This is a genomic window from Rhodococcus sp. NPDC077669, from assembly GCF_040686915.1.
GTDB classification, from domain to species: domain Bacteria; phylum Actinomycetota; class Actinomycetes; order Mycobacteriales; family Mycobacteriaceae; genus Rhodococcoides; species Rhodococcoides fascians.
Map to the genome: position 1 here is coordinate 116662 of NZ_JBFBMD010000004.1, position 11977 is coordinate 128638.

The window sequence follows — 11977 nt, forward strand, 5'->3', positions numbered from 1 at the left end:
AACCATGAGCCACACCCCACCGCGTGATACCGCCGATTCTGATGCACGTAAGACGGGTGGACTGGCGCCACCGATCACGGCAGGCGTGGTCTCGGCCTTGGTCGGGTTCACCAGTTCGTTCGTGATAGTCCTGAGCGGCCTGACAGCGGTAGGAGCGAACCACGAGCAGGCCGCCAGCGGCCTGCTCGCTGTCAGCGTCGTCATGGGTCTGGCCTGCATCGTCCTTTCCTGGCAGACTCGGCTGCCGATCACCGCCGCCTGGTCCACCCCCGGCGCGGCCCTGCTCGCGACCACCGGCACCGTCGATGGCGGTTGGCCCGCCGCGGTGGGGGCGTTCCTTGTCACGGGGGTGCTGATCGTCCTCACCGGTTTGGTACCCCAGCTCGCGGCGCTGGTCACCCGCATCCCCACCTCGCTTGCCCAAGCAATGCTCGCCGGGGTCCTCCTGCAGCTCTGTCTCGGCCCGGTCACCGGGTTGGCTGTGAACCCGATCGCTGTCGCCCCGGTTGTCCTGACTTGGCTTGTTGCACTTCGGTTCTCGCCCCGTTGGGCCGCGCCCCTCGCCTTGCTTGCCGCCGCAGTCGTCATCGGGATCACGGTGGCGGCCGGCGAAACCACGGTGGGCCCGGCGGACCTCGTACCTCGGGTCCATTTGACTTCGCCGACGTTCACTGTCGCGGGTGTCGTCGGGATCGCACTTCCGCTGTACCTCGTGACCATGGCTTCACAGAACGTCCCGGGTGTAGCGGTCATGGCCGGTCTCGGCTACCAGGTTCCGTGGCGGCGATCGATGCTCGTGACCGGCGCAGGCACCCTGCTCGGCGCGACCGCCGGCGGGCATGCGATCAACCTGGCTGCAATCAGCGCCGCCCTGGCTGCCGGGCCGGACGCGGGTGTGGACCGCACTCGCCGATGGATTGCAAGTCTGACTGCGGGAATCGTCCTGATGTTGCTCGGCGTGGCGTCGGCGTCGTTCGGCACACTCGTTGCACTTGCCCCCGTCGGTGTCATTGCCGCGGTCGCCGGACTAGCCCTACTCGGGACACTCGCCGCGTCGTTGACCGCCGCGTTCGCTGATCCGGTAGAGCGAATCCCCGTCGTCATCACTTTTGTGACCGCCGCGTCCGGCACAGTCATCGTCGGTGTCAGCGCTGCCTTCTGGGCGCTCCTGGCCGGGCTGGCTGCACGCTTGCTGCTGGGCAAGCCACGGTCCGCCGCTTGACGTCCTCGGTAACAGCGTGAGTCGACGGGGAGCCGGGGCGAGTGCCGGGCACAGATACCGGTGTGCCGATTCGGTATTGACCTTCCCCCTAGGGGAGGCATCACCGTGGTGTCATGATCACAGAATGGGATGGACTCCCGGACAACGTGAAGAAGTTCATGACCGCACTCGATGTCCGACAGGGCGCTCGCGCGATCACCGTGTTCACCGCAGATGCCGTCGTGACCGACGAGGGCCACGACCACTCGGGCCGAGACGAGATCGAGGCCTGGCTGACCGCCTCGGTCAATGAGAGTGAGTACACCTACACATCGGAGTTCACGGGAGCGACCGCGACCGGCACGACCGTCGACGTCACGCAGCACCTGGAAGGCAATTTTCCCGGGGGAGTCGCCGACCTGCACTACCGTTTCACTCTGGACGGCGCGCTGATCAACCGGTTGGTGATCGAGCCATGAGCAAGCGATGGTTCATCACCGGTGGCACCCCAGGCGGCTTCGGCATGGCGTACGCCGAGGTGGCGCTGGAGGCGGGGGAGCGCGTGGTACTCACGGCGCGGCGTCCAGGGGAACTGGCGTCGTGGGCCGATCAGTACGGTGACCGCGTTCTCGTCGTGCCTGTGGATGTCACGGACGCGGCACAGGTACTGCAGGCGGTACGAACGGCCGAAGAGCATTTCGGCGGTATCGACGTGCTGGTCAACAACGCCGGTCGCGGCTGGTACGGATCGATCGAGGGAATGGACGAAGCCTCGATCCGGGCAATGTTCGAGCTGAATTTCTTTGCAGTACTGTCCGTTACGCGAGCCGTGCTACCAGGAATGCGCACCCGCAGAAGTGGGTGGATCGTCAACGTATCCTCAGTGGCCGGACTTCTGGCGGCGGTCGGATTCGGCTACTACAGCGCTACGAAATACGCGATCGAAGCCGTCACAGACGCTCTGCGCCAGGAGGTTGCCGAGCACGGCATCTCCGTGTTGGCGGTCGAACCAGGGGCTTTCCGCACCAACGCCTACGCTGGATTCGCCGACGAGCCTGTCGCGGAAGCGATTCCGGATTACCACGACATGCTGGAACAGGTTCGTGCCGATTTCGTCGACATGAACGGGGTGCAGCCGGGCGATCCGTATCGTGGTGCCCGTGCGGTGATCCAAGCGATGGCTCAGGACCCGCCGCCACGCCGACTGATCCTCGGCAACAGCGGGTACGACGCCGTGATCGGTGCGCTGGAACAAAACTTGGGCGACATCCGGTCGAACGAAAGGCTGTCTCGGAGCGCGGATTTTCCGGAGTAACCGAGTTGGTGGAGCTCGCTGATTCTGCCGCGGCTGCACGAGGGGACCGGTGAGATCCAGCGGTTGATCGTCGGAGGCGGACTGATGAGAGCCGAACAGAAGCGCAATTCGTGAAACATGCCAGGCGTAGGCTCCTGGCATGTCGTTCAGAATCCTTCGCTCCGACCACGTCGGCTTCGCCGTCGGTTCCCTCGATGACGCCCTTCGGTTCTGGATCGATGGTCTCGGCGCGGTCCTCGAACGTACCGGTGAGATGGGTGGAGAGTTTCTGGGAGAGGTCACCGGAGCGCACGGGGCTACAGTCCGGATGGCGGTGGTATCCGTTGCGGGTCAGACGATCGAACTGCTGGAATATCGCAACGTCCAGGGAGAGCAGGGATCCTCTCGACCACACGATCCTGGTTTCGCGCATCTTGCCTTCGAGGTCGACAACATCGACGCGGTCCTGACGCGAATCGCGAACTTCGGGTGGACGGCGCAGGGAACTCCTCAACCTATTGCCGGCGGGGCAAAGGTGGGCACCCGCGTGATGTACGCGGTGGGTCCACACGGAGAGACGATCGAATTCATGGAGCCGCCGCAGTGACAACCGATTACCCAGGTCGATCGAACGTTCAGGACAGTACCTGACATAATGTTGATTATCGGCAAACTGTCGACCTGCAGTTCGCTGGGATCAACTCGTAGTTCGCTGCATTCCAACAACTTTCCTCGACGCAGTCGATTCGGCTGAAGCTCTTCGTTGTCCGAAGTCTGCGTCGACGCGACGCGTCCCGGTGGTATCGAAATGCCTGCGGGGAAATGTGGCGGGTTTTCCGGTCAACAGCTGTCGCAGCCGGCCCGCTGACTGCCCGCTGTCATGGGATCGGCGCACTGCGGACCGGACGGCACCCTCTCCCTCTCTGCTCCTTCCTCCCCGTTGTTTCGTCACTGTGACGAAACAACGGGGAGGAAGGCAGTCTGGATATCCACTGCCGCGTCGGTCGAATGTGCTGGCTACAGCATACGAACTCTGGTTAGAGTTCGTTCGATGGACGCCTTTCTCGAGACATCCCGTCGCCGGAACTTCCACCGCCGAGTTGCTGCAGCCGTACTGATGGCCCTCATTGCATCGTTCGGCCTCGTTGGCTGCTCCGACGATCCGTCCGGCGGAGACGCCGGCTTCGAGGGTTTGACCTCGGGTCAGCGTGTCTACGACCGAACGGGTTTTTCCCTGAATCCGGCGCAGACCGCGGACATCCAACGTCAGTTGGAGAACTTGAAGTCCGACACCGGTGCGGACGTGATCGCGTACGTGCGTGAGCTCGACGCGGACCCCGACGACACGTTGGATCAAGTAGAAGACCTGCAGCAGAGATGGGTGTCCCTGACGGGCGTCGACCAGGACACTGCAGGCGCAATACTGATCAACCGGGAGCCTGGAAAGATCGACGAGGCTCGCGCGGGCATCTTCGTCGGCTCCACGTACGACGACGGTAACGTTCCGCGGGACGAACAAGAGGCCATCATCGAGGACACACTGATTCCGCCGCTGCGAGATGGAGATGTCGCAGGAAGCCTGACCGCGGGCATAGATCGCCTGGCGTCCGACATTCGCACCGGTCCGCCGGTGACTGCCTTGGACAGATTCGCCGACGGTCCGGGCTCGACCTGGCTGCCGTGGGCCGGTTCGGTGATCGCGCTTCTCGGGCTGCTTCTGGTGGGAACGGTGTTTCGGGCCCGAGCGAAACCGACTGTCTCCCAACAATATCCGACGACCGTTCGACCGGACCAGGCCACCGATGCAGCGTACGCGACCGCCCTGGTGCACCGCAGCGCGCAGCCCAGCGGCGTACCGGGGACCGTACTGGCGCTTGCCACCGCCGATGCGCTCACCTTCGAGCAGGACAAGAAACCGGGAAAGGTCGACAAAGGGACAGTCAAGATCAGGCTTGTCGACCGAACCCGTGCCCGCGGCGAGGTTCAACAGGCGGTCTGGTCGATGCTCGCCGAACGAGCCGAGGACGATGTCGTACCCGGCGACGAGTTGAAGAAGATCGCTCGAGGCCCCGGTGCAACCAAAGAACTCGTGGAGAAAACACTGCGGGACAGCGGATTCGTCGCCGACGGCTCAGGTCGACGCCGGACAGCGTTGGCCGGTCTGGGCGTACTCGGCGGCGCTCTCGCGATCGGAGGAATTGCCGTGGCGACGTCGGGTGCACCGACGATGTGGCTCGCGGTGGTGTTGTCGGGCCTTCTCTTCGTTGCAGGACTGTGGACGGCGATCGCCTACTCACGCTTCTCGGTCGCGGGCCTGGACGCCTCTCGCCCCTGGGAGGCGTACCGCGACGGACTGAAGCAGGCCGCCAAGGACAACGACGAGTCGGTCGATCTGAACGTAGCCCTGCCGGACATCGTTGCGTTCGGTTTGGCCCCGTTCTTTCGGAAACGACTCGAGGCCGCAACCGACCCCGGGAGTGACACGCCGCTACGAGCCTTCACATCACCCGCGGATGCCGACTATGCGGCGGGTGTCCCGGTGGTCCTCCCCTGGTCTGCGTTCTCCGGTGTGTTCGTCTCCAGCAGTAGCGGATCCGTTGCGTCCGGTGGAGGTGCAGGTGGAGGAGGCGGAGCGGCAGGCAGTACCTGACGACTCCCCCATACGTTTCCGGCGACCGCCTCCATCACTCGCACCGCCGGCCTATCCGGTGTTGTCCGGTGTACGCGGCTCGTCGGGCTCGGAGTCGGTGCGATCGTCGATGTATTCCGGGGTCGAATGCCCCACTTGGTCGGCCAGTTCCAATCCCGCGCCGGCGTAGACGTTGAAGGCGATATCGACGCCCTGGTCTTTTGCCCACTGCACCTCGTCGTCGTACCGTGCGACCGCCGCCACTGTTCCGCCGAAGCCGGACTCTCGCAGACACGCCAGTGCAGTGACGTTCGCACCGTGCCGCGGCATGGCGAGCACCGCGATCCGGACGGAATCCGATCTGCGTAGTCGGTGCCAGAAGTCGAGGTCGGTGGCATCGCCCTCGATGACACGCAGTCCCTGCTCGGCCAGTCGACGGATGCGCGGGCCGTCGTAGTCGACTCCGACGACGTGCAATCGGTAGTGCTCGTTCAGTCGCTGGTAGGCCGCGAACCCCACACGCCCCATGCCGATGACGACGACTTCGGCGTCGCCGGCATCACCGGGCCGTTCCTCGGGGTGGAGGCTCTGCTCGTCCTGGACGGGCAGCCGGCTCGCCATCTTCTCGACCATCAGGTGGCCGCGGCCATTGACCAGCGCGGACACGACGAAACTCAGAGCCACCGCGATCGACATCTCGACCAGCCACGTGGGTTCCAGCAGCCCGGTCGTCACTCCGACGGAGACGACGATCAGACCGAACTCCGAGTAGTTCATCAGACTCAGTCCTGCGAGCAGGGCCGTTCGATACCGAAGTTTCATCGCGGCGAACAGCGCTACGTAGAGCACGGATTTGAGCGGCAGAACGAGCATCATCAGCAGAGCGACAACGAGACTGGGCACATCGGGTAATCCGGACAGACCTATCGAGACGAAGAAGCCCACCAACAGAAGTTCCTTGAGGTGGAACAGAGACCGTGCCAGTTCCGACGACGCGGAATGCGAAGCCAACAGGACACCGATGATCAAGGCACCGAGGTCACCTTTGAGGCCCAGCGTCGAGAACAGTGCGTACCCCGGAACCAGCGCCATCACGATGCCGAACAACGACTGCATCTCGCCGTGCCCCAGCCCGCTCCAGATTCTCCGAAGAATTCGCGTGAGCGGCCACAGCAGGACGAGGGTGAAGGCCCATGGGCTGGGCAGAGTGCCGCTCGTGACCGTCAGGAAGACGACGGCAACGATGTCCTGCATGACGAGGACGCCGATGGCGACCCGGCCGTAGAGCGCATGCGACTCCCCCCGCTCCTCGAGTACCTTGACGACGAACACGGTGCTGGAGAACGACATGGCGAAGGCCAGGAGTGCGATGGTCGTCAGGCTTTGCCCGGACAGCATGGCGAGGCCGGCCACGGCGGCCAACCACAACACCGTGGTTCCGAGCGCGACACTGATCGCAAGATGGACCGACGTGGTGAGCCAGACCTCGCGGCGCAACAGAATGCGGAGGTCGAGCTTGAGGCCGATGGCGAACAACAGCAGCGTGACCCCCAAGTCGGCGAGCAGGTCCAGCTGCGGCACCTCACCGACATCGAGAGCGTTGATGACGAACCCAGCCGCCAGAAAGCCGACCAACGGAGGAAGTCGCACCGCCATCGCGAGTCCGCCGAGCCCGAATGCGATGACGAGATAAATCGCGGCAACAGTCATGCTCGGTCTCCTCGGTCACGGATCGATCGGTCCGCTGCCGCGTCGACGACGTCTTTGCACCCAGCCGGAACGAGCAAAGTAACCCGCGGAGTAGGAAATTGCAGGACAGATGGAATCCAGGGACGACAACGGCGACCGACGACGTCGAAGCGTCGTCGGTCGCCGCAGACCTCACACGGTCTCGATGCCCACGTCGGAGCGGGTCAGAGCTCGAACTCGGCCGGGTCGATTCCCACTGCGAAGCATGCGTTGCGAACGGCGGCCTTTTCGTGGTCGTCGAAATGCCCGTCGGCACCGCCGATGATGATGCCGATCTGGATCACGGCACGGGCCTGGTCCGGCTTGGACTTCAACTTGCCGATCGTCGCGGTGGCCTCGACCTTTCCGAAGTCGAAGTCACCCTGCAGCTTGTCGCAGTACCAGTCGAACTTCTGGCGGAGCTCATCGGACTCGAAGACGCGGAGGGCTTCGTTTCCGGCGATCAGCGCTGCCGTCTTCTGCCGCTCGGCCGGATCGATCGTGCCGTCCGCGGCGGCGATGAGAGCGCACATCGCCATGCTGCCGTTGGCGAACTCCTTGTTCTTGAACTGGCTGGTCTTGGTTTGCAGCTGCCCGTTCAATTCCTGTGCTTTGGACTTGAGTTGATCCCAGAACGCCATGGAGCTCCTCTGTGTGTCTTTGCGTCCGCGCAAGACGCGCGTGCGTCGCCCATTGTCCACGGAGTCGGTGAACAACGACGGGAGCGATGTCGTCGACCGTCGCGCCGCACGAAGGACGACCAGCGAGGAGCCCCGGAAATACTCAGCGCAGCCGCTCGGCATCGTGTGCTTTCGCCACGAGCTCGATGCACAGGCGCTGCAGTTCGTCGGCGGCGGCACCTTCTGCCACTGCGGTGCTGACGTCCTCGGCCGCGCAGCGCAGTTCGAATGCGCGATCCGCAACGGCCGATGCTTCTTCGGCGGTCAGCACGACGGCGTCGACGGGAATGGACGTCCCCTTGACCGCACTGCGCTGCTCGTACGCGCGTTGTCTGCACGATTGTCGGCAGTACCGTCGTTTGCGGCCGGTGCCGACATCGTCGATGGGACGTCCGCACCACTCGCACGTCTGGTTGCGACGGGTTTTCACGGACATGGTCGCTCAGCCTACTTTGCCGGCGAGGTAAGATGCCTTGATCTGCGCGGGCGAGCCGGGAACGAACGGACGCTCGACGACGTTGTAGATCAGTGGGTGGACGACGAAGCTCGGCCGCGCCGAAACCGGCCGGTGGAATCGGCGCACATACCTACTATCGATGGAGAGGACTTCACTATGGCAGATCGTGTACTTCGAGGTAGTCGACTGGGAGCCGTCAGCTACGAGACCGATCGTGATCACGATTTGGCACCCCGCCGCGTGGCTCGCTATCGCTGCGACAACGGTGAGGAATTCGACGTCCCGTTCGCCGACGACGCCGAGATTCCCGGTACGTGGGCGTGCCGTAACGGACTCGAGGGTTCTCTGATCGAGGGCACCGCGCCCGAGGCGAAGAAGGTCAAGCCTCCCCGTACCCACTGGGACATGCTCCTCGAGCGCCGTTCGGTGGATGAACTGGAAGAGTTGCTGAAGGAGCGCCTCGATCTGCTGAAGGTCAAGCGACGCGGAGCCTGATCCCCTGAGCGATGCACCGCCCGATTGGAAACAATCCGGCGGTGCATTTTTTCGATGGGTTGGAAACTCGGAGATTTTTTTCGGGTGACTTGTGTGATTATTGTCGTTCAGCGTCCGTTTTTTTCGAGTTTGAGTGGCGCGAAAACGGCTCGGGATGACACCATTGAACATCGCATGTAGTCGGTTACCGAGTTTGTGATGATCGCGGTAACAAATGTCGGCTGCGACCGATAATCATCAGCACCGTAGTCGTCGAAAACAGGGGGCATCAACTCGTGAGCCAGGGTTCCGATCAGTGTCTGCACGACGATCCGCGGACGGCGGCGTCCGACTCGGAATCGGACGGACGCGTTGCGGTCGGCGAACAGAAGTTGGCGGAACTGCGCCGCGAATTGGACGGTATCGACGAGGTCTTGCGCGCAGCCGTACGCGACCGAATCGATGTGTGTGTACGGGTGGCCCACGTCAAACGCGAATTCGGTATTCCCATGATGCAGCCGGGCCGGGTGGGCGTGGTGACCGAACGGGCTCGTGAGTTCGCGTCCGCGAACGGATTGTCGCCCGACTTTCTCGAAGAGTTGTACAAGTCGATGATTGCCGAGGCGTGTCGCGTCGAGGATCTCATCATCGATTCTCCGGGGCCAGAATCTGGCTTCGAGGGCGAACGATAGAGGTACGTCGATGACGATCAGAACCCTCCTTGTGGACAATTACGACTCGTTCACCTACAACCTGTACAGCCTCCTCGCCGAGGTCAACGGCCGACCACCGACCGTGGTCAAGAACGACGTCGCGTGGTCTTCCCTCGACTTCGCCGCGTTCGACAACGTCGTGATCTCGCCCGGTCCCGGCCGCCCGGACGTCGAGCAGGACTTCGGTATCAGTGGTCGAGTGATAAGCGAATCCGGTCTCCCGATTCTGGGTGTCTGCCTCGGCCATCAGGGGATGTGCCACCTCTTCGGGGGCGAGGTCGATCTGGCCCCCGCACCGATGCACGGCCGCATCACCGACATCACGCACACCGGGGTGGATCTGTTCGAGGGGATTCCCTCGCCGTATTCCGTGGTGCGCTACCACTCTCTGGTCGTCACCCGGACTCCCGCCGACTTCGAGGAAGTCGCCTGGACCCCGGACGGTCTGGTGATGGCGGTTCGTCATCACAGCAAGCCGTTGTGGGGAGTGCAGTTCCACCCCGAGTCGATCAGCACCGAATACGGGCGTGAGCTGCTGGCGAATTTCCGCGATCTGACGCTAGCGCGGTCGAGCGCAGCGAACGCAGCGGGGACCCACGATTCGATGTTCACCATCGAAACCCGCACTATCGACAGCGATTTCGACTCCGAGCGCGTGTTCCAGACGCTGTTCGCGCACGACACCAAGAGTTTCTGGCTGGACGGAAGCGCCGCACTCGAGCCCGAGTGCCGATTCACCGTCATGGGCGATTGCTCCGGGCCGCACGCCGAATACGTGACGTACTCGGTAGCCGAGACGATGGTGACCGTCGAGGGCTCCGACGGCACGAAAGAACACATCCACTCGACGTTCTTCGACTACATCGACGCCCAACTACGTCGCCGAGCTACTCCCCCGCGGCACGATCTTCCCTTTGCATTCGGACTGGGCTACGTCGGCTACCTCGGGTACGAACTCAAGGCCGATACGGGCGGGCAGCTGGTGCACACCTCGGCGACCCCCGACGCCTCGATGGTGTTCTCCGATCGGGCATTGGTGTTCGACCACGAGGCCGGCACCCTGTACTTGATGGGGTTGGCCGATACCCCCGGGGATCCGGTCCTCGCGCAGTGGTTCGACTCGGTCACCGCAACGCTGAGTGGACTGTCCGAGAAGGCGCAGACCGTGAGCGCGCCCAGCGGGATACCTGCATCCGGTGCTCCGTTGCTCGGCGCAGAGCTGTCCCTCGAGCCACGGCTGAGGCACGATCGCACGCATTACCTCGACCTCATCTCTCAGTGCCTCGCCGAAATCCGTTCCGGTGAAACCTACGAGGTCTGCCTGACGAACACTGCCACCGTGGCCGGTTCCATCGACCCCGCGGCGACGTACTCCTACATGCGGGAAATCAATCCCACCCCGTACAGTGCCTTCTTGAATTTTCCCGACGTCTCGGTCCTGAGCGCCTCCCCCGAGCGATTCCTGCGTATCGACGCCGACCGCATCGTGGAGTCCAAGCCCATCAAGGGAACTCGGCCGCGCGGGGCCACCCCCGAAGAGGACAACGCACTCAAGGCCGACCTCGTCGCGAACGAGAAGGACAAGGCCGAGAATCTGATGATCGTCGATTTGGTGCGCAACGACCTGGCTCAGGTGTGCGTTCCTGGTTCGGTACACGTGCCGAAGCTGTTCGACGTCGAAACCTATGCTCCCGTGCACCAATTGGTCTCCACGGTTCGTGGCCGGCTGCGTGACGACGCGTCGGCTGCCGACTGCATCAGAGCGGCGTTCCCCGGCGGCTCGATGACCGGCGCTCCGAAGATTCGCACGATGGCAATCATCGACAAGCTCGAAGATGGGCCGCGCGGAGTGTATTCCGGTGCCATCGGCTACTTCTCGATCACGGGTACGGCAGATTTCTCGATCGTCATTCGCACGATCGTGGCGACCGAGCACGAGGTCACGTACGGCGTTGGAGGCGCGATCGTCGCGCTCTCGGACCCCGACGAGGAGTTCGAGGAGACGATGGTCAAAGCGGTGTCGATGCGTCGAGCCCTCACTGGCCGGACAGCGAACAGCGGGTAGAGCGCACGCGCTCTACCCGCTGTTCCACATCCCTCGGCCAGTGGCCGTCGTGCTCTACGCAGTGGTGAAGTACTCGAACACCGCAGGCTGAGCTTCGGGGTTGGCGTTGTTGATTCCGATGACCGTGCCGGCGACCGTACCGATCACGGTTCCGATGATGCAGCCCGAGATGAAGTTCGGGAAGATCGAGACGCAGCCGATGGCGAAGCCGAGGCCTGCACCGATGGCCGTGCCGACGCCGCCGCCGTTGTTCCAACCGATGGCGAGCTGGTTGACCATGTTGTCGAAGGCCTGCTGCTTGGTCTTCGCGCCGGCGACCTCAGCGACAGGAACGGTCTGCGGGGTGAGAGTGAGTTCCCGACCTTCGGCACCGATCAGGGGCGCAATGGAGTAGACGGTTCCATTGATGGAGTACTCCAGTGGGATCGACGCCACCGTGGAGCCGGCCTGGTCGACGATCGACACCGTCTCGCTCGTCGCATCGACGCGGAAGAGACCGGCGTCGAGGATGGTCTTGACGGTTCCATCCGGGTTGACCGACGTCTGGTAGTTCATCGACTCCGACGTCGGATCCGCTACGGCCTGGCCTGCGCCGGTGGCTACGGCTGCGGTCAACGCCACCGCGACCGTTGCTGTTCTGATCAGTTTCACTGTGTCCCCTGGTAGTAGTGATTCGCATTCGACCACTCGAGTATCGAAAGCCGATGGTATTCGAGCGAGTGCTCTTTCACGGAAG

Annotated in this window: 13 protein-coding genes; 8 read left to right on the top strand and 5 right to left on the bottom strand. The window is 63.4% G+C overall.

Annotated elements, in window-relative coordinates:
* The first annotated feature begins 4 nt into the window (after window positions 1–4).
* The 5 genes from AB0P23_RS06860 to AB0P23_RS06880 all read left to right on the top strand — a co-directional run bounded on the left by AB0P23_RS06860 (window position 5) and on the right by AB0P23_RS06880 (window position 5145).
* Window positions 5–1222 (top strand): benzoate/H(+) symporter BenE family transporter, encoded by a 1218-nt coding sequence (locus tag AB0P23_RS06860; RefSeq protein ID WP_052061588.1) that lies wholly within the window; start codon window positions 5–7, stop codon window positions 1220–1222.
* Between the two features lie 113 nt (window positions 1223–1335).
* The gene (locus tag AB0P23_RS06865) at window positions 1336–1680 is read left to right on the top strand and encodes a nuclear transport factor 2 family protein (RefSeq protein ID WP_032370559.1); all 345 of its coding nucleotides are present in this window, start codon (window positions 1336–1338) and stop codon (window positions 1678–1680) included.
* Window positions 1677–2516, top strand: coding sequence for an SDR family NAD(P)-dependent oxidoreductase (locus AB0P23_RS06870; protein WP_206497554.1), 840 nt, complete (start codon window positions 1677–1679; stop codon window positions 2514–2516). Before AB0P23_RS06865 ends, AB0P23_RS06870 begins: the two co-directional genes overlap by 4 nt.
* 139 nt (window positions 2517–2655) lie before the next feature.
* The gene (locus tag AB0P23_RS06875) at window positions 2656–3102 is read left to right on the top strand and encodes a VOC family protein (protein WP_032370557.1); all 447 of its coding nucleotides are present in this window, start codon (window positions 2656–2658) and stop codon (window positions 3100–3102) included.
* A 444-nt stretch (window positions 3103–3546) separates the two neighbouring features.
* Window positions 3547–5145, top strand: coding sequence for a TPM domain-containing protein (locus AB0P23_RS06880; protein WP_363797112.1), 1599 nt, complete (start codon window positions 3547–3549; stop codon window positions 5143–5145).
* Between the two features lie 51 nt (window positions 5146–5196).
* Here the strand turns inward: AB0P23_RS06880 and AB0P23_RS06885 are convergent, their stop codons facing one another.
* The 4 genes from AB0P23_RS06885 to AB0P23_RS06900 all read right to left on the bottom strand — a co-directional run bounded on the left by AB0P23_RS06885 (window position 5197) and on the right by AB0P23_RS06900 (window position 8115).
* The gene (locus AB0P23_RS06885) at window positions 5197–6834 is read right to left on the bottom strand and encodes a cation:proton antiporter family protein (protein WP_363797114.1); all 1638 of its coding nucleotides are present in this window, start codon (window positions 6832–6834) and stop codon (window positions 5197–5199) included.
* 203 nt (window positions 6835–7037) lie between these two features.
* Complete coding sequence (locus tag AB0P23_RS06890) at window positions 7038–7493, bottom strand: TerB family tellurite resistance protein (RefSeq protein ID WP_027497122.1); 456 nt, start codon at window positions 7491–7493, stop codon at window positions 7038–7040.
* A 142-nt stretch (window positions 7494–7635) separates the two neighbouring features.
* Window positions 7636–7968 (bottom strand): hypothetical protein, encoded by a 333-nt coding sequence (locus tag AB0P23_RS06895; protein ID WP_027497121.1) that lies wholly within the window; start codon window positions 7966–7968, stop codon window positions 7636–7638.
* Window positions 7969–7974: 6 nt separating this feature from the next.
* Window positions 7975–8115, bottom strand: coding sequence for a hypothetical protein (locus AB0P23_RS06900; protein ID WP_155288453.1), 141 nt, complete (start codon window positions 8113–8115; stop codon window positions 7975–7977).
* A gap of 30 nt (window positions 8116–8145) precedes the next feature.
* On the opposite strand from AB0P23_RS06900, the gene AB0P23_RS06905 reads away from it, so the two are divergent.
* From AB0P23_RS06905 to pabB, 3 genes are all read left to right on the top strand, one after another.
* On the top strand, window positions 8146–8484 hold the full coding sequence (locus AB0P23_RS06905; protein WP_027497120.1) for an RNA polymerase-binding protein RbpA: 339 nt from the start codon (window positions 8146–8148) through the stop codon (window positions 8482–8484).
* 275 nt (window positions 8485–8759) lie between these two features.
* Entirely contained in the window at window positions 8760–9155 is a 396-nt protein-coding gene (locus tag AB0P23_RS06910; RefSeq protein WP_027497119.1) for a chorismate mutase family protein, read from the top strand.
* 10 nt (window positions 9156–9165) lie between these two features.
* A complete protein-coding gene (pabB, locus tag AB0P23_RS06915; protein ID WP_032372412.1) occupies window positions 9166–11241 on the top strand; it encodes an aminodeoxychorismate synthase component I in 2076 nt (691 codons plus the stop codon).
* Window positions 11242–11295: 54 nt separating this feature from the next.
* Here pabB and AB0P23_RS06920 read toward each other — a convergent pair whose 3' ends face one another.
* A complete protein-coding gene (locus AB0P23_RS06920) occupies window positions 11296–11892 on the bottom strand; it encodes a hypothetical protein (protein WP_032365824.1) in 597 nt (198 codons plus the stop codon).
* Window positions 11893–11977 lie beyond the last annotated feature (85 nt).